Annotated in this window: 22 protein-coding genes and 1 pseudogene; 10 read left to right on the top strand and 13 right to left on the bottom strand. The window is 62.9% G+C overall.

Going from position 1 to position 19307, the window contains the following annotated elements:
- Window positions 1–158: 158 nt before the first annotated feature.
- Window positions 159–665 carry a DUF721 domain-containing protein gene (locus tag AC3CCE_RS27490; RefSeq protein ID WP_023687168.1) on the bottom strand — a complete coding sequence of 169 codons (507 nt, stop codon included), beginning with the start codon at window positions 663–665 and terminating at the stop codon, window positions 159–161.
- A gap of 50 nt (window positions 666–715) precedes the next feature.
- Between AC3CCE_RS27490 and mutY the strand changes: the two genes are divergently transcribed.
- Window positions 716–1837, top strand: coding sequence for an A/G-specific adenine glycosylase (gene mutY / locus AC3CCE_RS27485; protein ID WP_023668390.1), 1122 nt, complete (start codon window positions 716–718; stop codon window positions 1835–1837).
- A gap of 22 nt (window positions 1838–1859) precedes the next feature.
- Window positions 1860–2471: an HAD family hydrolase gene (locus AC3CCE_RS27480; protein ID WP_023706678.1), complete on the top strand. Its 612-nt coding sequence runs from the start codon at window positions 1860–1862 to the stop codon at window positions 2469–2471.
- 40 nt (window positions 2472–2511) lie between these two features.
- Here the strand turns inward: AC3CCE_RS27480 and AC3CCE_RS27475 are convergent, their stop codons facing one another.
- Window positions 2512–3645, bottom strand: a complete 1134-nt coding sequence (locus tag AC3CCE_RS27475; RefSeq protein ID WP_023698534.1) for a site-specific DNA-methyltransferase — start codon at window positions 3643–3645, stop codon at window positions 2512–2514.
- A gap of 188 nt (window positions 3646–3833) precedes the next feature.
- Between AC3CCE_RS27475 and AC3CCE_RS27470 the strand changes: the two genes are divergently transcribed.
- The gene (locus AC3CCE_RS27470) at window positions 3834–4520 is read left to right on the top strand and encodes an HAD family hydrolase (RefSeq protein WP_352626075.1); all 687 of its coding nucleotides are present in this window, start codon (window positions 3834–3836) and stop codon (window positions 4518–4520) included.
- Window positions 4521–4525: 5 nt separating this feature from the next.
- Here the strand turns inward: AC3CCE_RS27470 and AC3CCE_RS27465 are convergent, their stop codons facing one another.
- The 7 genes from AC3CCE_RS27465 to AC3CCE_RS27435 form a co-directional block, all read right to left on the bottom strand.
- Window positions 4526–4957 carry a DUF1801 domain-containing protein gene (locus AC3CCE_RS27465; RefSeq protein WP_352498439.1) on the bottom strand — a complete coding sequence of 144 codons (432 nt, stop codon included), beginning with the start codon at window positions 4955–4957 and terminating at the stop codon, window positions 4526–4528.
- 13 nt (window positions 4958–4970) lie between these two features.
- Window positions 4971–5429, bottom strand: a complete 459-nt coding sequence (locus AC3CCE_RS27460; RefSeq protein ID WP_023687163.1) for a DUF1801 domain-containing protein — start codon at window positions 5427–5429, stop codon at window positions 4971–4973.
- A gap of 3 nt (window positions 5430–5432) precedes the next feature.
- The gene (locus tag AC3CCE_RS27455) at window positions 5433–5654 is read right to left on the bottom strand and encodes a hypothetical protein (RefSeq protein WP_023668396.1); all 222 of its coding nucleotides are present in this window, start codon (window positions 5652–5654) and stop codon (window positions 5433–5435) included.
- Between the two features lie 25 nt (window positions 5655–5679).
- Window positions 5680–6072, bottom strand: a complete 393-nt coding sequence (locus AC3CCE_RS27450) for a VOC family protein (RefSeq protein ID WP_023687162.1) — start codon at window positions 6070–6072, stop codon at window positions 5680–5682.
- Between the two features lie 57 nt (window positions 6073–6129).
- On the bottom strand, window positions 6130–6555 hold the full coding sequence (locus tag AC3CCE_RS27445; protein WP_023687161.1) for an SRPBCC family protein: 426 nt from the start codon (window positions 6553–6555) through the stop codon (window positions 6130–6132).
- Entirely contained in the window at window positions 6552–6875 is a 324-nt protein-coding gene (locus AC3CCE_RS27440) for an ArsR/SmtB family transcription factor (protein WP_023698528.1), read from the bottom strand. Before AC3CCE_RS27440 ends, AC3CCE_RS27445 begins: the two co-directional genes overlap by 4 nt.
- 199 nt (window positions 6876–7074) lie before the next feature.
- On the bottom strand, window positions 7075–7806 hold the full coding sequence (locus AC3CCE_RS27435; protein WP_352626074.1) for a hypothetical protein: 732 nt from the start codon (window positions 7804–7806) through the stop codon (window positions 7075–7077).
- Between the two features lie 128 nt (window positions 7807–7934).
- Here AC3CCE_RS27435 and thrC point away from each other — a divergent pair, with 128 nt between their 5' ends.
- Genes thrC through AC3CCE_RS27415 form a run of 4 tightly spaced genes read left to right on the top strand, consistent with a single transcriptional unit; the run spans window position 7935 to window position 14142 of the window.
- Window positions 7935–9332 (top strand): threonine synthase, encoded by a 1398-nt coding sequence (thrC, locus tag AC3CCE_RS27430; RefSeq protein WP_352626073.1) that lies wholly within the window; start codon window positions 7935–7937, stop codon window positions 9330–9332.
- Between the two features lie 14 nt (window positions 9333–9346).
- Window positions 9347–10639 carry a M16 family metallopeptidase gene (locus AC3CCE_RS27425; RefSeq protein ID WP_023668402.1) on the top strand — a complete coding sequence of 431 codons (1293 nt, stop codon included), beginning with the start codon at window positions 9347–9349 and terminating at the stop codon, window positions 10637–10639.
- Between the two features lie 14 nt (window positions 10640–10653).
- A complete protein-coding gene (locus AC3CCE_RS27420) occupies window positions 10654–11250 on the top strand; it encodes a GNAT family N-acetyltransferase (protein ID WP_023668403.1) in 597 nt (198 codons plus the stop codon).
- Between the two features lie 3 nt (window positions 11251–11253).
- Window positions 11254–14142, top strand: a complete 2889-nt coding sequence (locus AC3CCE_RS27415; RefSeq protein WP_023706671.1) for an EAL domain-containing protein — start codon at window positions 11254–11256, stop codon at window positions 14140–14142.
- A 186-nt stretch (window positions 14143–14328) separates the two neighbouring features.
- Here the strand turns inward: AC3CCE_RS27415 and AC3CCE_RS27410 are convergent, their stop codons facing one another.
- Window positions 14329–14937 carry a YqgE/AlgH family protein gene (locus tag AC3CCE_RS27410; protein ID WP_023668405.1) on the bottom strand — a complete coding sequence of 203 codons (609 nt, stop codon included), beginning with the start codon at window positions 14935–14937 and terminating at the stop codon, window positions 14329–14331.
- 215 nt (window positions 14938–15152) lie between these two features.
- Here AC3CCE_RS27410 and AC3CCE_RS27405 point away from each other — a divergent pair, with 215 nt between their 5' ends.
- From AC3CCE_RS27405 to AC3CCE_RS27395, 3 genes and pseudogenes are all read left to right on the top strand, one after another.
- Entirely contained in the window at window positions 15153–15959 is an 807-nt protein-coding gene (locus tag AC3CCE_RS27405) for a protein-disulfide reductase DsbD domain-containing protein (RefSeq protein WP_352512890.1), read from the top strand.
- Window positions 15960–16069: 110 nt separating this feature from the next.
- Window positions 16070–16552 carry a peroxiredoxin gene (locus AC3CCE_RS27400; protein ID WP_352512891.1) on the top strand — a complete coding sequence of 161 codons (483 nt, stop codon included), beginning with the start codon at window positions 16070–16072 and terminating at the stop codon, window positions 16550–16552.
- 87 nt (window positions 16553–16639) lie between these two features.
- Window positions 16640–17118: pseudogene (locus AC3CCE_RS27395) on the top strand (DUF2938 domain-containing protein).
- A 72-nt stretch (window positions 17119–17190) separates the two neighbouring features.
- Here AC3CCE_RS27395 and AC3CCE_RS27390 read toward each other — a convergent pair.
- From AC3CCE_RS27390 to AC3CCE_RS27380, 3 genes are read right to left on the bottom strand one after another with little or no spacing between them, the layout of a single operon-like run.
- Entirely contained in the window at window positions 17191–17775 is a 585-nt protein-coding gene (locus tag AC3CCE_RS27390) for a histidine phosphatase family protein (protein ID WP_023692069.1), read from the bottom strand.
- Window positions 17776–17804: 29 nt separating this feature from the next.
- Window positions 17805–18341, bottom strand: a complete 537-nt coding sequence (gene rnhA / locus AC3CCE_RS27385) for a ribonuclease HI (RefSeq protein ID WP_352512892.1) — start codon at window positions 18339–18341, stop codon at window positions 17805–17807.
- Window positions 18338–19300, bottom strand: a complete 963-nt coding sequence (locus AC3CCE_RS27380) for a homoserine kinase (protein WP_352626072.1) — start codon at window positions 19298–19300, stop codon at window positions 18338–18340. The genes rnhA and AC3CCE_RS27380 overlap by 4 nt, the downstream gene beginning before the upstream one ends.
- Window positions 19301–19307: the final 7 nt, after the last annotated feature.

Genomic DNA, 19307 nt, shown 5'->3' with positions numbered 1-19307 from the left:
CTGACTGTGGTTTGATTTTGCAACGCAAGGGCTAGAAAAGGCGAGAGTTGGCGGGAATTAAGGCATCGCCGTCCCCATTCCAATCGCCAAACTCTACATGCAGGATCACGAATGCGCGAGATAGATGACGCGTTCATGACCGACTGATTACCGGTTGATTACCTTGGCCGCTTCCTTTGGCCAAGAATTGTGGCGCCAAGACGCTCCAGCGAGGCGCGCAAGCCTTCATCCTCGATCTTGCCGACGGTATCGGACAATTTGGCCTTTTCGACAGAAGTCAGTGCTCTCGGCGTCGGTTTCGGCCGGGCTTTGTCCCTCAGCACCGGCTTTTGCACGATCCGGATCCTGCCGATCGCGTTGAAGCCGAGAAAGGCATTGACGCGGTTGATGATCTCGCCGGTCTCGTGCTGTAGGTGCAGCGCGGCCATGCCCTCGCAGGCGATGACCAGCACCGCCGGCTCGAACGGATCGTCTTCATGCATGCGGCGCGGCCACTGGATTTTTTCGGGGCGCGAATGGCCGGCGAGCCTGGGGCCGGCGATCTCTTCCCATGACTGCACCAGCCCGATCGAAATGCCGGCCCGCTTGCGCAGCACGGGGTCGAGGATCGCGGTCGCGAGATCGCTCACCGGAACGGGATTGCCGTAAGGCGTTCTCCCTGCCATGTACGTTCTCCAGCCACGCTCCTCACCAGCCTAGAGCCAGCCCGCGATCAATGGCACTGCACGAACAGACCCGCAAGGCCGCATCCGGACCAACTCTATCGGGAGAGATCGCCGCGCGTCTGCTTGCCTGGTACGACGCGCACCATCGCGAACTGCCGTGGCGGATCACGCCGCACGCCGCGGCCGGCGGTGCACGGCCGGACCCCTATCGCATCTGGCTTTCGGAAGTGATGCTGCAGCAGACCACGGTCGAAGCGGTAAAATCCTATTTTCGCGCCTTTGTCGAGAAATGGCCTGATGTGAAGGCGCTGGCGGCTGCGCCGGCCGAGGATGTGATGAAGGCCTGGGCCGGGCTCGGCTATTATTCACGGGCGCGCAACCTCAAGGCCTGCGCCGATCTGGTTGCGAGCCAGGGCGGCCGTTTTCCCGACAACGAAACGGGATTGAGGGAATTGCCGGGGATCGGCGCCTATACGGCGGCGGCGATCGCGGCGATCGCCTTCGACCGTCCGGCGGCGGTCGTCGACGGCAATGTCGAACGTGTCATCTCGCGGCTCTATTCGATCGCAACGCGGCTCAGCGAGGCAAAGCCTGAAATCCGCGCGCTCGTCGCAAGACTGGTTCCGCAGACAAGGCCGGGCGACTTCGCCCAGGCAATGATGGACCTTGGCGCCACGATCTGCACGCCAAGACGGCCGCGCTGCATGCTGTGCCCGGTGCGCGAGGATTGCAGCGCCATCCTGTCCGGCGACCCCGAGCGCTTTCCGGTCCGCCTGCCCAAGGTCGACAAACCACTCAGGCGGGGTGCCGCCTTCGTCGCCGAGCGCGGCGACGGCGCCATCCTGTTGCGCAAGCGGCCTGACAAGGGCCTGCTCGGCGGCATGACCGAGGTGCCGACCACAGGTTGGACAGCGCGGATCGACGGTGCAACCACTTCGGAGGCAGCGCCCTTCCCTGCCGACTGGCGGCGCGCTGGAGAGATCGCGCATGTCTTCACCCATTTCGCGCTCGAGCTCGAAGTTTTTCACGCTCAAGTGAAAAGTGATGCGCCGGAAGGGCATTTCTGGTCGCTGGCCCATGACATTTCCGGAGAAGCGCTGCCGACCGTCATGAAAAAGGTCATCGAAGCAGCGATACCGGGCGCAACCAAAAAACACCGCCCAATTGACTAGCATTCGCTTTGAAAGGCCAGAAATGACTGAAATCCGCCATATCGTGTTCGACATCGGCCGCGTCTTGCTCCACTACGATCCGAACATTCCGTTCAGCCGCCTCATTCCCGATGCCGAAGAGCGCAAGTGGTTCTTCGACAATGTCTGCACGCATGACTGGAACATCGAGCAGGATCGTGGCCGGACGTGGGAAGAGGCGGAAGCGCTGCTGATCGCGGATTACCCGGATCATGCTGAAAACATTCGCAATTTCCGGCGCTATTGGAACGACATGGTGCCGCATGCCTATGAGGACAGCGTCGCCATCATGCTCGGCCTGATCGAGAGCGGCCGCGACGTGACCATGCTGACGAACTTCGCCGCCGACACGCTTGCCGAGGCAAGACTGCGCTTCGATTTCCTTAGCCGCCCGCGCGGCGTGACCGTGTCGGCCGATATCCGTGAGATCAAGCCCGACCGCGCCATCTACGACCATCACGTGGTCGCGTTCGGCCTGGAGCCCTCCGCCACGCTGTTCATCGACGACAGCCCCAGGAATGTCGACGGAGCCAGGGCGGCTGGCTGGAATGCTGTGCTGTTCACAGATGCAAAAACGCTCAAGGCGGACCTTGAGCGGTATGGCATCGCGGTGTGAGCCGCGCAGAGGCCGGAAGGTAGCGCTCTACGACCTGAGATCAAGCCCCTGCCCGCTCCATGCCAAGCCTGGCAATCCGGCGCAGTTCGTCGATCGGGGTCAGGCCGCCCGAGCGCTCATAGTGCCAGAAGGTCCAGCCATTGCAGGCGTCCAGGCCCTGCACTTCGGCGCCGATCTTGTGGATCGAGCCGGCGCTGTCGCCGATCGCCACCGTGCCGTCGGCGCGTACCTTGGCCGACCAGCGCTTCTTGGCATCGTAAAGCGTGGCGCCGGGCTGCATAAGCCCGGTATCGATGAGGCTGACAAAGGCGACGCGCGGCTCGGCGCGCTTGCCGGTGAGCACGGCGAGATCGGCGCTTTCCAGCGGCCGCACCGCATCGATGCGCTCGTTGGCGGCGTCGATATAGGCCTGTTCGCGCTCGATGCCGACGAAGTGACGGCCAAGCCGCTTGGCCACGGCGCCGGTGGTGCCGGAGCCGAAAAACGGGTCGAGCACGATGTCGCGCGGCTTGGTCGAGGCCATCATGATGCGGGCGAGCAGCGCTTCCGGCTTCTGCGTCGGATGCAGCTTGTCGCCATTGTCGTTCTTCAGCCGCTCGCCGCCAGTGCAGATCGGGAACAGCCAGTCGGAGCGCATCTGGATGTCGTCGTTCGATGCCTTCATGGCTTCGTAATTGAAGGTATAGCCCTTGCCCTTCTGGTCGCGCGAGGCCCAGATCATGGTCTCATGCGCGTTCTGGAAGCGGCGACCGCGGAAATTCGGCATAGGGTTGGTCTTGCGCCAGACGACATCATTGAGAATCCAGAAGCCGAGATCCTGCATCTTGGCGCCGACGCGGAAGATGTTGTGGTAGGAGCCGATGACCCAGATGGTGCCATTCGGCTTCAGCACGCGGCGTGCCGCCAGGAGCCAGGCGCGGGTGAAGGCGTCATAGGCCTCGAAACTCTCGAACTGGTCCCAGTCATCGTCGACGGCGTCGACCTTGGACTGGTCGGGCCGGTGCAAATCGCCGTCGAGCTGCAGATTGTAAGGCGGATCGGCGAAGATGACGTCGATGGATTTTTCCGGCAGCCGGTCGAGCGCGGCGACACAATCGCCCTTGAGGATCGTGTCCAGCCACTCGGATTGCTGGGGGGCGTGGGAGAGGTCGGCGAGAAGACGCACGGCAGACATTTTTACACCCAAGGCACGCGTTACTGTTTACTCCCCGTTATGGTTACCGATCAGCGTAAATATTCGGTGAAGGACGCAACGGTCCAGGCAGCCCTGACGTCGTCAATTTGCGCAGCCCGGCCCGTTGGTGTATGTCGCGCCGCTTGAGCCTTGCCGGGCCTCCATCACCCTCCCTCGTTCGGATTGCCATGCCCCAGCCAGATCTTGTCATCTTCGATTGCGACGGCGTGCTCGTCGATTCCGAAATCATCGCAGCCCGCGTCGAAGCCGAATTGCTGACCTTGGCCGGATATGAAATCTCGGCTGAGGAATACGCCGAAACCTATGCCGGACTGACCTTCAAGGACATCATGATGCGGGTCGAGCAAAAATCCGCCATCCCGTTCCAGGCCTCGATGATCGACCGGGCCGAAGAGCTGGTCGACCGCAAACTGCGCAGCGACGTGCGCGCCATCGACGGCGTGCGCGAGGCGGTCGCCGCGGTTACCGCGCCGCGCTGCGTCTGCTCGAACTCACGCTTGGAGCGGATCGAGTTCATGCTCGAGAAAGTGGGCCTGCTGCCGTTCTTCGCCGGCCGGATTTTTTCAGCGCTGGAAATACCAAGCAAGAAAACCAAGCCCGCGCCGGATGTGTTCCTGATCGCGGCGCAGCAACTCAACGCCAATCCGGCAAACACCTTCGTCATCGAGGATTCGGTGCACGGCGTCACCGGCGCCAGGGCCGCTGGCATGCGCGTGATCGGCTTCACCGGCGCCGCGCACAGCTATCCCAGCCATGCCGATGTGCTGACCGAAGCCGGCGCCGAAACCGTCATCCGCCGCTGGGCCGAACTGAAAAGTGTGATTGCCGCTCTGTCGGAGTGGTCGGACGCCTGAACCGATCAGTCCTTGGCTTTGGCCGACTTAGCCGGTTTCTTCTTAGCCCTGTTGTAGGCAATCGCGGCGCGGACGAGCGCTTTCAGCGCATCCGCATCGATCTCGTCGCCCTCCGACACATCGATGGCGCGCCACACCTTGCCGTTGAGCCCGTTGTTGAACAGCCTGTCGGGATCCGGCAGGCTGGCACCGTGAGAAAAGGTCAGCTTCACCTTGTCCTTGTGAGCGTTGCCGACGGCGATCATGCCGTCTCGTGACCATACCGGGCTGCCCATCCACTTCCACTCCTCGATGATTTCCGGGTCGGCGTCGAGGATGGTCTTGCGCAGGCTGGCCAACGTCTTGCCCCGCCAATCGTCCAGCTCCCGGATTCGGGCATCTATCCGCTCGGAGGCAGAGGCGCCTCCCTCGTCCTTGCTCGACATGCTGATCTTCATGGTCTGCCTCCGTTCACATCTTCTCGCCGGGCAATCGGCTGGCCTGCTTCACCCAGGAGGCGAAGCGGGCTTCGTCGATCTCTTCGCCTTCATGGATGTCGAGATAGCGCACTTCCTTTTGCCTGGAACCGCCGGGAGGCACAGGATCGAGCGACGTGCCGCGAAAGAAGGCGACTTTGACGTATCTGGTGAAGCAATGCAGGCTGAGGAACCAACCGTCGCCCTCGATGCCATAGAACGGTGAGTTCCACTTCACCGCCTTGCAGACGCCGGGGAAGGCGCTGACGATAAGTGCGTCGATCCGGCGCCCGACATCGCTTTTCCAGCCCGGCATGGCGGCAATATATGCCTGCACCGGAGCGTCCCCATAGACCTTAGGGATCTGCGGGTTGCCGCCCGAAAGCAGGACCGGCTTTTCCGGCTTGTCTGGGGCCGGTTTTGCGACCTTCGATTTTCCCGGCGCCTTGGCCATGTCCTACCCTTGCGCGCCCTGCTCGCCACGCGATCTCGCGACGTAAGGCAGCACGAACATGTAGAGGCCGCTGAACAGCAGCAGGAATAGCGGCAGCAGCGGCGAATAGACCACCCAGGCCGGAGGTTGCCCGAACGCCATGGTGATGAAATTGGCTGCCACGGTCAGCGTGAAGATGATCGACAGCCAACGATGGGTTTGACGTATCCATTTGCTCAAGTTCATTGCAACTTCCTCTTGAAACCAGCGCCTACCAACGCGCCAGTTGGGTGATCTGGATGAGATTGCCGCAGCTGTCGTTGAGCTGGGCGATGGTCGAGCCGGTCACTTCTGTCGGCGCCATGGCGAACGCACCGCCGCGTCCCTTGATGCGCTCGTAATCACCCTTGACGTCGTCGGTGAACAGCATGAGCGCGGGCTGCCCCTGCTTGAAGATGGCCTGCTGGTAGGCCTTGGCTGCCGGGTTGTCGTTGAGCGCCAGCTGTAGCTCGGCTCCCTCGGGCTCATCGGGTGAGATGACGGTCAGCCAACGAAAAGCCCCATTGCTGAAGTCGGCCTTCACAGCAAAGCCCAGCACGTCGGTGTAGAAGCGCAGTGCGTTGTCCTGGTTGTCCACATAGACGCTGGTCAGCTTGATCTTCATCGATTTCCTCCTTTTTGCATTCGGTGCCCCGCGATCAGGGCATGGTACCGGCAGGCTTCAATCCGGCTTCGCCAGGACCTGCTCCAGCTTGGTGAGGAATTGCTGCCACCCGGCCCTGGCGCCGCCATAGGCCTGCTTCTGGCTCGGATGGAAGCCCGACTGCTCGACGCGCAGATGGGTTCCCGAGCTCGTGGGTGTGAGCGTGAACGTCACCACGCTCTTCAGATTGTAGGCGGCATCCTCATGCGCAAAATCCCAGCTGTAGGACAGCGTCCTGTTTTGCTCGATGGCCAGCACCTCGCAGTCGAGCACGCCGCCCCAGTCGCCGCGAAGATTGAAGCTGTGGCCGACGACAGGCTTGAAATCATTCTTCATGAGCCAATCCTCCATCAGATGCGGCTGCGTCAACGCGCGCCAGATCTTCTCCGCCGGCCAGGATATTTCACGTTCGACGACGACGGTGCGCAGCTCGGGATTGCTCACTGGTCCATCCTTTTCAGCAGGTTCTCGAGATCATCGAAGCGGCTCTCCCAGAATCCTGTCATTTGAACTGTCCAGTTGGTCAGCGGACCAAGTGCCTCGGGCTGCGCGCTGTAGTGGGTCTGGCGTCCGGCGTGGCGGTCACGCACCAGGCCGGCCAGCTTCAGGACGCCGAGATGCTTCGACACCGCCGGTTGCGAGACCCCGGACTGCGCCGTCAGCGCCCCCACGGTCTGCTCACCTTGGCGGCACAAGCGCTCGAAGATGGCCCGCCGGGTCGGGTCGGCAAGCGTTCTGAACAAAGTATCGTGGGCGTCCGGCATCGAGATCAATAACCTGCGAGCTATTGATTGACGTATAACCGCCGGGATATGGATGAGTCAAGTGCGCTGGCGGAATGGATCGAGATTAAAGCGCAGACGCGACCTGCCGCAGGCGCACGCCTGCAGGATTACGATCGGATCGTTTGGATCTTTCAAAGAGTTGACCGGCACCGTCGCAGCAGCGACGGCGCCCAGGCGCTTAGTTCGTCGCCGGAGCGCGCTTCTTTTTCTTGCCGGACTTCTTGTCCACCGCCGCCGGCGCGGTGTCGTCATAGCCGGCATAGACAGTGTAATCCCGGGCGGAGGGTTCGGGCACGACGACGTTGGGATCGGTGAACACGAACTGGGTGGCGGTCGAGGGATCGCTGACCTGGATCTGATAGGGGTGGATCTGCGAATAAAGTACGTCGGGGCCGTGCATGACGGCAATGCGGATCGGCATGGTGATGGTGCCGGGGGCGAACAGCGGTCCCGGCACGATCTTGCCGGCAACCCCAACCTTCATCGTCAACTGGCCGTTGGCACGGCTGCAATCGCGGCTCACATCGCTGATCGAGGCCTGGTAGATGATCTTGGCCGGATCCTTGTTCGGATCGACGATGGAGCCGTCAGGCGCCGTCTGCGCGGCGGCAGCGGCCTCGGCATCCTGTGTTGCATCAGCCTTTTTCTTTTTCGGCTGCGGCGCGCCCTTGGCGTAGGTATTGAAGTAGGCGGTGCCGTCACGCACCGTCACTTTCGGGCAGTAGGCCTGCAACTGGCTGGCGAGAACCTTGGGATCCTGAGGCGGTATTGGCGCATTCGGGTCGGTCTTCTTGCCGAAACCGAGATTGAGGATGCCATTGTCGCTCGATTGGCAACCGGCGGCGGCAAGCATAAAGCCCGTTAGCACCAGACCCGCGACAAAGCGACGGTTGAACTTATGAAACGCCATGAAACTGCACTTCCCTCTCGCAAAGTTGGTGACGTATAGCAACGCCACGGCAAAAATGCGACTGAGGCGGCTCGGAAAATTAACCAATTGCCGTGGATGAAACCGGCGGCAGCAATGGACCTTTGACGATGCGCTATGTGAGTACCCGCGGGGATGCGCCCGTGCTTGGATTTGCCGATGCGGTGCTGGCGGGGCTGGCCCGCGACGGCGGGCTTTATGTGCCGCAGACATGGCCGCAGTTTTCGGCAGCCGAGATCCGCACCATGCGCGGCCTGCCCTATGCGGACCTCGCCATCCGCGTGCTGACGCCCTTCCTCGGCGGCGAGATCGCCGCACCCGTCTTCGAGCGCCTGGTGCGAGAAGCCTATGCCACCTTCCGCCACCGGGCCGTCTGCCCGCTGGTGCAGACCGGCGCCAACACGTTCATCCTCGAGCTCTTCCACGGTCCGACGCTGGCCTTCAAGGACGTTGCCATGCAGCTGCTTGCCCGGCTGATGGACCATGTACTGACTGAGCGTGGCCAGCGCGCCACCATCGTCGGCGCGACCTCGGGTGACACTGGCGGCGCCGCCATCGATGCCTTCGCCGGCCGCGACCGAACTGACATTTTCGTGATGTTCCCGCATGGCCGCGTCTCGCCGGTGCAGCAGCGGCAGATGACGACATCGACTGCCGCCAACGTCCAGGCGCTGGCGATCGAAGGCAATTTCGACGATTGCCACGGCCTGCTGAAGGATATGTTCAACGATCATCGTTTTCGTGATCGCGTGTCGCTGTCGGGCGTCAATTCGATCAACTGGGCCCGCATCATGGCCCAGATCGTCTATTATTTTTCCTCGGCGCTTTCGCTCGGCGCGCCGGACAGGCCGGTCTCCTTTACCGTGCCGACCGGCAATTTCGGCGATATTTTCGCCGGTTACGCCGCCAAGAAGATGGGCCTGCCGATCGAGCGGCTGATCGTCGCCACCAACGACAACGACATATTGGCGCGCACTTTCGCGACCGGTGAATACCGCACCAAGGGTGTGTTTGCGACGACGTCGCCATCGATGGACATCCAGGTATCGTCGAACTTCGAGCGACTGCTGTTCGAGGCCTGCGACCGTAACGCAGAGACGGTGCGGCGTTACATGGCCGGCCTCAAGCAATCCGGCGCCTTCACCATCGAGACCGCAGAAATCGACCGGATGCGGTCCGAATTCGACGCCGGACGCGCTGATATGGACGAGGTTGCCGCCACCATCCGTTCAACGCTCGAATCCAGCAATTATCTGCTCGATCCGCACACGGCCGCGGCCGTGCATGTCGCCGCCGGCAAGGCTGACGGTGCAGTGCCGATGGTGGTGCTGGGCACGGCGCACCCGGCCAAGTTCCCGGCCGCGGTCGAAGCCGCCTGCGGCGTGTCGCCGGCCCTGCCCGCATGGCTGGGGTCCTTGATGTCAGCCGACGAAAAGTACACGGTACTTCCATCCGACCTGAAAATGGTGGAAGATTACGTGAGCCGCCACTCAAGGGCAGCGCGTTAGGGAGTACTTGCCATATGGGTGTTGAGGTAAGCCGTCTGTCGAACGGCCTGACAGTCGCCACCGAAACCCTTCCAAGCCTCGAATCCGTTGCCCTTGGCGCCTGGGTCAAGTCCGGCGCCCGCAATGAGCGTGACGACGAGCACGGAATGGCCCATCTGCTCGAGCATATGGCCTTCAAGGGTACGAAAAGGCGGACGGCCTTCGAGATCGCCTCGGAAATCGAGGATGTCGGCGGCGAGATCAATGCCGCCACATCAGTCGAGACGACGTCCTATTACGCCAGGGTGCTGTCCGACGATGTGCCGCTGGCGGTGGATATCCTTGCCGATATCCTGCAGGAGTCCGAATTCGACCCAGAGGAACTGGAGCGCGAGCAGCATGTGATCCTGCAGGAGATCGGCGCCGCGCACGACACGCCCGACGACATCGTCTTCGACCGTTTCACCGAGACCGCCTTCCGCCACCAGACGATCGGCCGCTCGATCCTCGGCACGCCGGAAACCGTCAAATCCTTCACCTCCAAACAGCTGCATGATTTCATAGAGCGCCAGTATGGCGCCGAGAAGATGGTGATCGTGGCGGCAGGCGACATCAAGCATGACAATTTCGTGCGCGAGGTCGAAAAGCAGCTCGGCGGTTTCCGCAGCAAGTCCGACAGCACGATGCCGCAATATGCGCAGTATGTCGGCGGCGATTTCCGCGAGGATCGCGACCTGATGGACGCGCAGATCGTGCTCGGCTTCGAAGGCCGAGCCTATCATGTGCGCGATTTCTACGCTTCGCAGGTGCTGTCGATGATCCTCGGCGGCGGCATGTCGTCCCGGCTGTTCCAGGAGGTCCGCGAAAAGCGTGGCCTGTGCTATTCGGTCTATGCCTTCCACTGGGGTTTTTCCGATACCGGCATCTTCGGCGTTCATGCCGCGACCGGGCAGAGCGACATTGCCGAACTGGTGCCGGTCATTATCGACGAGCTGCAGAAGGCCGGCGAGAATATCCTTCAGGAAGAGCTCGACCGCGCCCGCGCGCAATATCGCGCCGGCCTGATCATGTCGGCTGAAAGCCCGGCCAGCCGCGCCTCGCAGATCGCCAGGCAGCTGCTTCTGTTCGGTCGGCCGATCGCCAAGGAGGAATTGATGGAACGGCTGTCGGCGCTGACCGTCGAGCGGCTGACCGACCTTTCGTCCCGGCTGTTTTCGACCAAGCCGACGCTGACCGCGGTTGGACCGGTGGGTACGCTCGCGCCCTATGAGGCGATTCTCGATTCGCTTGCGGGCACGCACACCACGGCCCGCAAGCTCGCCGTCTAAGCCTTCAAGCGCCGGTGTTCGCGCTCCCTTTCTTTCGCCGTGACCTGCCGGCACTGAAAGGCGACCGGGTCATGCTGCGCGTGCCCTACACCAACGACTATCGCGAATGGTCAGCGGTGCGCGGCGAAAGCCGTGCCTTCCTCGAACCGTGGGAGCCGCGCTGGACGCCCGATGAACTCGACCGCACCGCCTGGCGGCTGCGCATCGGCCGCTACCGCGAAGACTATGCGCAGGGGACAGCCATCGCCTTCTTCATCTTCGAGAAGGCGAGCGGCAAGCTTGCCGGCGGCATTACGCTCGGCAATATCCGCCACGGCGTCTCGCAAAGCGGCCATGTCGGGTACTGGATCGGGGAGCGGTTTGGCGGCCGCGGCCTGATGACCGACGCGGTCAAGGTGGTCTGCCGCTTCGCCTTCGATACGCTGAGGTTGCACCGGATCGAAGCTGCCTGTATTCCCGACAATGTCCGGTCGATCCGCGTGCTTGAAAAAGCCGGATTCCGGCGCGAAGGACTTCTGCGATCCTACCTCAGGATCAACGGCATCTGGCAGGACCACTACCTCTACGCCCGGATCGCGGACGATCCGCCGGGCGCTGGAACGAAGGACTGATTTTTGACGAATTTCCTGCGAAACGGGTCGCTGTTGGCCTTTGTTCTGGCGGTTGTCGTCACGCTTTGCGCGGCGCTCCCGGCCTTCGCCGTCGAACCGATCAAGATTGCCCGCGACGATGTCGCGCTCGACCTGTCGCGCGCCGTCCAGATCTACGTCAATCAGGGCGAAAACTTCCAGGTGTCGACCGCGCCCGGTCCCGACGGCATCGTGCGGCGCATCGAGGTCGAGGCCAATGACGCGCGCTCGAGCGGCGACTGGGCGGTATTCGCGCTCGCCAACACCACCGACCAGCAGCTCGACCGGCTGATCGTGGCGCCGCATTTCCGGCTGGTGAATTCCGGCATCTTCTGGCCCGATCTCGGCGCCACCCGCATCGCCGCGATCACCCCCAGCGAGGGCTTCGCGCTCGACCGGCAGTCAAGCTCCGACGCCGACGTGTTCCGGGTGACGCTGAACCCGGGAACGGTGATCACCTTCATCGCCGAACTCGCCTCGCCGAAGCTGCCGCAGGTCTATCTATGGGAGCCGGAAGCCTACAAGGACTCGGTCAATTCCTATACGCTGTTCCGCGGCATCGTCATCGGCATCGCCGGGCTGCTGGCGCTCTTCCTGACCATCCTTTTCGTCGTCAAGGGAACCTCGATGTTTCCGGCGACAGCCGCACTTGCGTGGGCGGTACTTGCCTATATCTGCGTCGATTTCGGCTTTCTAAACAAGATCATAGAGATATCGCCCGGGAACGAGCAGATGTGGCGGGCGGGAACGGAGGTGGCGCTTGCGGCGACCTTCGTGGTGTTCCTGTTCGCCTATCTCAACCTCAACCGGTGGCACGGCCATTTCAGCTATGGCGCGCTGGTCTGGATCCTCGGCCTGGTGCTGATTGCGGGTGTGGCCATCATCGATCCGGCCGTCGCCGCCGGTATTGCCCGGCTGTCCTTCGCCGCCACCGCGCTGACCGGGCTTGGCCTCATCATCCTGCTCGGTCTTCGTGGTTATGACCGTGCGATCATGCTGGTGCCCAGTTGGGTGATGGTGCTGCTATGGCTATGCGGGTCGTGGATGGCGATCACCGGCATGCTCGACAACGACATCGCCCAGCCGGCATTGGGCGGCGGGCTGATCCTGATCATCCTTTTGATCGGCTTCACCGTCATGCAGCATGCCTTTGCCGGCGGCGCGCTGCATCAGGGCCTGTTCTCCGACCTCGAACGGCAGGCGCTGGCCGTAGCCGGCTCCGGCGACACGGTGTGGGACTGGGACGTGCTGCGCGACCGCGTCGTCACCAAGCCCGACGTCAGCATCCAGCTTGGCCTCGCTCCCAACAGCCTGGGGGGTGCGGCCCGCAACTGGCTGCCGGTGCTGCATGCCGACGACCGCGACACGTTCCGCACCACGCTCGACGTGGTGCTCGAACATCGGCGCGGCCGGGTCTCGCAGAATTTCCGCCTGCGCGGCGCCGACGGGCACTACCACTGGTTCTTGCTTCGGGCGCGGCCGGTGATCGGCTCGGATGGCGAAGTGATTCGCTGCGTCGGCACCATGGTCGACGTTACCGAGCAGAAAAAGTCCGAGGAAAGGCTGCTGCACGATGCCGTTCACGACAATCTGACCGGCCTGCCCAACCGCGAACTTCTGATGAACCGGCTGGAAGCCATCATCTCGATCGCGCGCACCGAAGAGAAGGTGCGCCCCACCGTCTTCGTCATCGACATCGACCGTTTCAAGCAGGTCAATGACGGGCTTGGCATCTCGGCCGGCGACACCATCCTGCTCACCATTGCGCGCCGCTTGCACCGGCTGTTGAAACCGAAGGATTCGCTGTCGCGCTTTGCCGGTGACCAGTTCGCCCTGATGCTGCTCTCCGAACAGGAACCCTCCCGCATCGCGGCGGTGGCAGACGCCATCAAGCACGCGATCAACAACCCGATCACCTTCGCCAAGCGCGAGATCGTGCTGACTGCCTCGATCGGCCTGATCACCTGGACCTCGGCGCAGACTTCGGCAGAAGACATGGTCAAGGACGCCGAGCTTGCCATGCACCAGGCCAAGCGCTTCGGCGGTGACAGGATCGAGCCGTTCCGGCCGGCCTTCCGCACCGTCGGCACCGACCGGCTGCAATTCGAATCCGATCTGCGCCGCGCCATCGAGCGGCGTGAGTTCACCCTTGCCTACCAGCCGATCGTACGGCTGGAGGACGGCAGCATTGCCGGCTTCGAGGCGCTGCTGAGGTGGGACCATCCGCGCCGCGGCATGATCCCGCCGGGCGATTTCATCCCGGTCGCCGAAAGCTGTGGCCTGATCGTGCAGCTTGGGCTGTTTGCCATGCAGCAGGCGGCCGAAGACCTCGCCGGTTGGCAAAAGCAGATCGGCGACACGCCGCTGTCGGTGTCGGTCAATCTGTCCAGTCGCCAGCTGATCCGCCGCGACCTGGTCAGCGATGTCCGCTCGGTCATCGCGCGCGCCAATCTGAAGCCGCGCTGCTTCCGGCTCGAACTTACCGAATCGCTGGTGATGGACAATCCAGAGCAAACCTCGCATGTGCTGACCAAGCTCAAGCAGCTCGGCATCGGCCTGTCGCTGGACGATTTCGGCACCGGCTATTCCTCGCTCGCCTATCTGACCCGCTTCCCCTTCGACACCATCAAGATCGACAAGAGCTTCGTCGACGACGCGACGCCGAAGCGGGCGGTGCTGCTCAAATCCATGGTCAACATGGCGCATGAACTCGGCCTGTCGGTGGTGGCCGAGGGCATTTCCGACGAAAGCGATGCGCTGGAACTGCGCCAGATGGGCTGCGAATATGTGCAAAGCTTCATGTTCGGCGCGCCGATGCCAGGCGACCAGGTGCTGAAGGCGTTGAAAGAGCAGTACCCGATGACGCAGGCGTGACGGGTGAGGCATGCGTCGTGCAGGCGCGTGGTTACATTGGAATGAACCCCTGAAGCGACCGCGCCTTCGTCATCCTAGGGCGAAGCAAGGAGCGCAGCGACGCGGCGCAGACCCTAGGATGGCGAAAGTGGCGGGCGGCTTCGGCTAGTCGCGAAGGTTCGGCGGAACGTCGGCGAAGGCGAGGCCTCAGGCGTGCCCCGCGGCCAGGCTCAAATGCGCCAGATCAATCCCGATCGATGCCAGGATGCGGTCGTACTTCCGCTCGATGTCGGCGTCGAACAGCAGCTCCGGCGTGGCCGGACAGGTCAGCCAGCCATTCTCGGCGATCTCGGTTTCCAGCTGGCCGGCGCCCCAGCCGGAATAGCCGAGCGCCATCAATGCGCGCCGCGGGCCGCGGCCGGACGAGATGGCGCGCAATATGTCGACCGTCGCGGTCAGGCAGATATCGTCGGAGACGGTGAGCGAGGATTCCACCCGGTAGTCGCCCGAGTGCAGGACGAAGCCGCGGCTGCGGTCGACGGGGCCGCCATTGCGCACGACGAAGTCGCGAGCCTGCGCCGGCAGCCTGATCGCCTCCTGCTCGTTCATGATGCCGAGCTGCACCAGAAGATCGGGAAACAGCATCTGCTGCGTCTGGTTGATGATCAGGCCCATGGCGCCTTCATCGCTGTGCGCACAGATGTAGATGACCGAGCGCGTGAAGCGATCGTCCTTCATGCCGGGCATGGCAATCAGAAACTGGTCGTCAAGAAAGCCGCGTCCACCGGCCGTCTTTTTGTGGCGCAACAAATCCATGGACGGGAGCGTAACGCGTTTCCGGGACGCCGAAAAGATGCGCCGCGTGCGATTCGGCCAAAGCCCAACGGTTGGAACAACGGAATCTTGACTGCGAACTTTGCTCGGCCGATTGCTTGAATCCAACTGTTCCTTGCCCGAAGGTCACGCAAATATGATACGCAGAGCGCCATGAAAACATTGCGCGGCCATGAACTGACGATCAAATCAACGCCATGCAAAGCTTGAAAATCCTGCTGCTCGGCGCCGCCATCGGATGCGGAGCAGCTATTCCCGCCGCCGCCTCGTCTTCCGACTGGTACAACAGCGAAGGGGGCAAGGTGCGGCTGGTGACATCAGGCAAGGCCGACGAGGCAGGCCGCATCCATGGCGTGCTCGACATCGCGCTCAAGCCCGGCTGGAAGACCTATTGGCGTGATCCGGGCGACGCCGGCGTGCCGCCGCAGATCGACGTTTCGGCCAGCACCAACATCACCGATGCGGCGTTTTCCTTCCCGCCGCCGCAACGCCATGACGACGGCTACGGCAAATGGGCCGGCTACAACCATCCGGTCTCGCTGCCGGTGACATTCACTTTGTCGTCGCCTGGGGATGCGGCCGTCATCGATGCCGACATCTTTCTCGGCATCTGCGAGACGATCTGTGTTCCGGTGCAGACGCGACTGAGCGTCGATCCCGCCGCCGATCCCGACAATGCCGAGGATGCGGCGCTGGTGAAGGCGGCACTCGCCACCTTGCCCGCGCCTGCCAAGCCCGATTTCGGGATCAAGGTGCTGCCGGGCGACCATGAGACGCTGATCGTCGAGGCGACTTTTCCCGGCGATCCGGAGGCGGCGGATTTATTCGTCGCCGGGGGTCGCGACTATATGTTCGGGGCGCCTGCGCGCAACGAGAAGGACGGCCGGCTTGTGTTTACCATTCCGATCCTCGACCGGCCGTCGACGACACCGACCGATGGCGGGTTGTATTACACCCTGACAAGTGCCGAAGGCGCGGTCGAGGGCGTTCTGCCGTTTCCCTGATACCGACCCGATCCAGGCTTTCCCTTGATCCAGGCCTTGTCGGCGGTTGCGGGAGATGGCCGATTTCGCTATCGCAAGAAACCTTCCCTGCTTTTCACACGAGGACCATCATGACGATTGCCGTTGGCGACAAACTGCCCGATGCGACCTTCAAGGAAATGACCGCCGACGGCGCCAAGGTGATCACCTCGGCCGAGATTTTCGCGGGCAAGAAGGTCGTGCTGTTCGGTGTTCCAGGCGCCTTCACGCCGACCTGCAGCAACAATCATCTGCCGGGCTATCTCGAGAACCACGATGCCATCATGGCCCGCGGCGTCGACACCATCGCCGTCGTGTCCGTCAACGATGTCCATGTCATGGGCGCCTGGGCCAATTTCACCGGCGGTCAAGGCAAGATCCTCTATCTCGCCGACGGCAATGGCGACTTCGCCAAGTCGATCGGCCTCGACTCCGACTATTCCAGCGGCGGCATGGGATTGCGCTCGAAGCGCTTCTCGATGATCGTCGACAACGGCAAGGTCACGGCGCTCAATGTCGAGACCAAGCCAGGAGTCGACACATCGGGTGCCGCTCACATTCTGAGCCAGCTCTAAACCGCGGCGGCCGCCTCGGCTCATGAGCGCCATGGCCTGACGACCATGCGCTTCCAGCCGGATTGCCTGCTTTGGGGGACATCGACGATGTTTGACATCATCTGCGCAGCATTGCGATTGGCATCGGCGCCACGGTGCTGATGGATCTTTGGGCGCTGTTCCTGCATCTGGCGCTCAGCCAGCCGCGGCCGAACTGGGGGCCGCCCGGCCGCTGGGTCTGGCACCTTAGGGAAGGCAAGGTTTTCCACGACGATATCGCCCAAGCCGCACCCTATGCGCATGAGCAGGCGCTGGGCTGGGCTTTCCACTATGTCACCGGCATCGTCTACGGCTTCATCCTGGTGGCGCTGGTGGGCAGGGCATGGCTGGACGCGCCGACCTTCCTGCCGGCCTTCATCCTCGGCATGGTCACCATCGGCGCCGGCTGGTTCCTGCTGGCGCCCGGCATGGGCGCCGGCTGGGCCGCCTCAAAGCGCCCCAACGCGATACAGATCCGCGCCTTCAACGTGATCTCGCACACGGTGTTCGCGCTCGGCCTCTACGGCACGGCCCTGCTGATCCGCTGAGGACGGGTTCTATCCGCTGGTCGCGCGCGGCTTCATCGCGGCTACGGTATCGATGATCTCCTGACATCCGCTTTAGCGCGGCGCCAGACTGTCTATCGGCCGCCATCCGTGGACGACGCGGCGCGTGCCGACATCATAGGCGAAGTAATTACCACCGCCGGCCGGCTGGTCCGCCGCGCGGCTGATTGCGCGGCCGCTGAGCGAGAGCAGCAGCAATGTTCCGACGCCGCCATGGCCGACGAAGGCAATGTCGCCGCCATCGGCAGCACCCAGCACCGTTTCGACCTCGCTGACAATGCGTTGCTGGGCATCGATGGCCCGCTCCCAGCCGCGGATGCTTTTGTGCGGGTCGGCGAAGAACTGGTCGGCGACCGCCTCGAACTCCGGCGGCGGCAGGAAGCCGGTTGCCGACCGATCGTTCTCATGCATGCGCTCCCTCACCTCGACCGCGAGGCCGAGGTGTTTGCCAAGAATCTCGGCGGTTTCGATCGCCTTGCGCTCGGCCGACGAGACGACACGGCGGATCGATCCGACCCATGGCTGATCGAGCATGGCTGATGCTCGCGCTCGTCCGATCTCGGATAGCCCCCAGTGCGGCACGGGAACGTTGGCATCGATCTGAACCTGGGGATGGGTGATGTAGTATACGATCGGCATGAGTGAGATCCCCTGCCGATAGCTTGAGCTCAATAGCTTTGGGTCGAGCGCCGTGCCCGTGGCGCCGGCTGCTTCTCGGATGCCGCCGGCTTCAGCGCCACTTTCGGCGCCGCAGGTTTGGCTGAGCCCCTCTTGAACGGCGCCATACCTTCCCTTGCGAGTTCGTCGGCGCGTTCGTTCTCGGTGTGGCCGGCATGGCCCTTGACCCAGTTCCAGGTCACCTTGTGGCGCCGATTGGCCTCATCCAGCGCCTGCCACAGTTCACCGTTCTTGACCGGCTTCCTGTCAGCGGTCTTCCAGCCGTTTTTCTTCCAGCCGTGGATCCATTTGGAGATACCGTCCATGACATATTTGCTGTCGGTGTGAAGCTCGACGGCGCACGGCTCCTTCAGCGCATTCAGCGCCGAGATGGCGGCCAGCAGCTCCATACGGTTATTGGTCGTCTCGGCCTCGCCGCCCGACAATTCCCTGGTCTTGCCGTTGAAGCGCAGGATGGCGCCCCAGCCGCCGGGACCGGGATTGCCCGAGCAGGCACCGTCGGTGAAGATTTCAACCTGCTTGGTCATGTCAGTCCGTATTCCGAAGGCGACTTGATCGCGCGGTGGAAGCGCATGCGGCGGATATATTCGGTCGGATCGCGCTTCATGACCAGCCCGCCGTCGGGAACGGTCAGCCAGTCATAGAGCCGGGTCAGCATAAAGCGCAGCGCCGAGCCGCGCGAAAGCATCGGCAGCGCTGCTTTCTCGCCCTCGCTCAAAGGCCGCACGCTCCGATAGCCGGCCAGCAGCGCCGTGCCTTTGGTCAGGTTGAAGGAGAAATCCTTCTCGAAACACCAGGCGTTGAGACAGGTGGCGACGTCATAGGCGTAGAGGTCGTGGCAGGCGAAATAGAAGTCGATGAGGCCGGACAGTTTCTCGCCGAGGAAGAAGACATTGTCGGGAAACAGATCGGCATGGATGATGCCGGCAGGAAGGCCCTGCGGCCAATGGCGTTCGAAATCCGCGAAATCGGCGTCGACCTCGGCCGCCAGTCCCGGCTCGACCTCGTCGGCTCGGTCGCGCGAGGCATTCCAGAGTTTGCGCCAGCCCTCGATGGCCAGTGCGTTGTTACGCGTCATCGCAAAATCCTGCCCGGCCAAATGCAGTGCGGCGAGGGACTTGCCGACCTCCGCGCAATGCGCCGCTGTCGGCCGCCGCAGCGACAGGCCTTCGAGGAAGGTGATGATGACCGCGGGACGGCCGGCCAGCGTGCCGATGACGGTGCCGTCATGCGCCGTCACCGGCAGCGGACAGGAAATGCCTTTGCGGGCGAGATGGCCCATCAGGCCGAGGAAGAACGGCAGGTCGGCCTTGTCGACGCGCTTCTCGTAGAGCGTCAGTATGTAAGAGCCGCTTGAGGTGTGCAGCAGGAAATTCGAATTCTCCGTGCCTTCGGCGATCCCCTTGTAGGACAAGAGTTCGCCGACCGGATATGCCCTCAGGAACGCGCCGAGTTCGCCCTCATTGACGTCGGTGTAGACCGCCATGGGCTGT

Source organism: Mesorhizobium sp. P160187, assembly GCF_057766425.1.
The sequence above is the reverse complement of the archived record's forward strand: the minus strand, read 5'-3'. Positions and strand labels throughout refer to the sequence as shown.

What these genes read in the sequence shown, in the direction of transcription:
- AC3CCE_RS27475 (WP_023698534.1), bottom strand. Translation starts at nt 3,645, where the DNA reads ATGTCTGCCGTGCGTCTTCTCGCCGACCTCTCCCACGCCCCCCAGCAA.
- AC3CCE_RS27460 (WP_023687163.1), bottom strand. Translation starts at nt 5,429, where the DNA reads ATGGCCAAGGCGCCGGGAAAATCGAAGGTCGCAAAACCGGCCCCAGAC.
- AC3CCE_RS27435 (WP_352626074.1), bottom strand. Translation starts at nt 7,806, where the DNA reads ATGGCGTTTCATAAGTTCAACCGTCGCTTTGTCGCGGGTCTGGTGCTA.
- AC3CCE_RS27380 (WP_352626072.1), bottom strand. Translation starts at nt 19,300, where the DNA reads ATGGCGGTCTACACCGACGTCAATGAGGGCGAACTCGGCGCGTTCCTG.
- AC3CCE_RS27480 (WP_023706678.1), top strand. Translation starts at nt 1,860, where the DNA reads ATGACTGAAATCCGCCATATCGTGTTCGACATCGGCCGCGTCTTGCTC.
- thrC (WP_352626073.1), top strand. Translation starts at nt 7,935, where the DNA reads ATGCGCTATGTGAGTACCCGCGGGGATGCGCCCGTGCTTGGATTTGCC.
- AC3CCE_RS27405 (WP_352512890.1), top strand. Translation starts at nt 15,153, where the DNA reads ATGCAAAGCTTGAAAATCCTGCTGCTCGGCGCCGCCATCGGATGCGGA.
- AC3CCE_RS27490 (WP_023687168.1), bottom strand. Translation starts at nt 665, where the DNA reads ATGGCAGGGAGAACGCCTTACGGCAATCCCGTTCCGGTGAGCGATCTC.
- AC3CCE_RS27410 (WP_023668405.1), bottom strand. Translation starts at nt 14,937, where the DNA reads ATGGATTTGTTGCGCCACAAAAAGACGGCCGGTGGACGCGGCTTTCTT.
- AC3CCE_RS27390 (WP_023692069.1), bottom strand. Translation starts at nt 17,775, where the DNA reads ATGCCGATCGTATACTACATCACCCATCCCCAGGTTCAGATCGATGCC.
- AC3CCE_RS27450 (WP_023687162.1), bottom strand. Translation starts at nt 6,072, where the DNA reads ATGAAGATCAAGCTGACCAGCGTCTATGTGGACAACCAGGACAACGCA.
- rnhA (WP_352512892.1), bottom strand. Translation starts at nt 18,341, where the DNA reads ATGACCAAGCAGGTTGAAATCTTCACCGACGGTGCCTGCTCGGGCAAT.
- AC3CCE_RS27465 (WP_352498439.1), bottom strand. Translation starts at nt 4,957, where the DNA reads ATGAAGATCAGCATGTCGAGCAAGGACGAGGGAGGCGCCTCTGCCTCC.
- AC3CCE_RS27440 (WP_023698528.1), bottom strand. Translation starts at nt 6,875, where the DNA reads ATGCCGGACGCCCACGATACTTTGTTCAGAACGCTTGCCGACCCGACC.
- AC3CCE_RS27470 (WP_352626075.1), top strand. Translation starts at nt 3,834, where the DNA reads ATGCCCCAGCCAGATCTTGTCATCTTCGATTGCGACGGCGTGCTCGTC.
- mutY (WP_023668390.1), top strand. Translation starts at nt 716, where the DNA reads ATGGCACTGCACGAACAGACCCGCAAGGCCGCATCCGGACCAACTCTA.
- AC3CCE_RS27400 (WP_352512891.1), top strand. Translation starts at nt 16,070, where the DNA reads ATGACGATTGCCGTTGGCGACAAACTGCCCGATGCGACCTTCAAGGAA.
- AC3CCE_RS27425 (WP_023668402.1), top strand. Translation starts at nt 9,347, where the DNA reads ATGGGTGTTGAGGTAAGCCGTCTGTCGAACGGCCTGACAGTCGCCACC.
- AC3CCE_RS27455 (WP_023668396.1), bottom strand. Translation starts at nt 5,654, where the DNA reads ATGAACTTGAGCAAATGGATACGTCAAACCCATCGTTGGCTGTCGATC.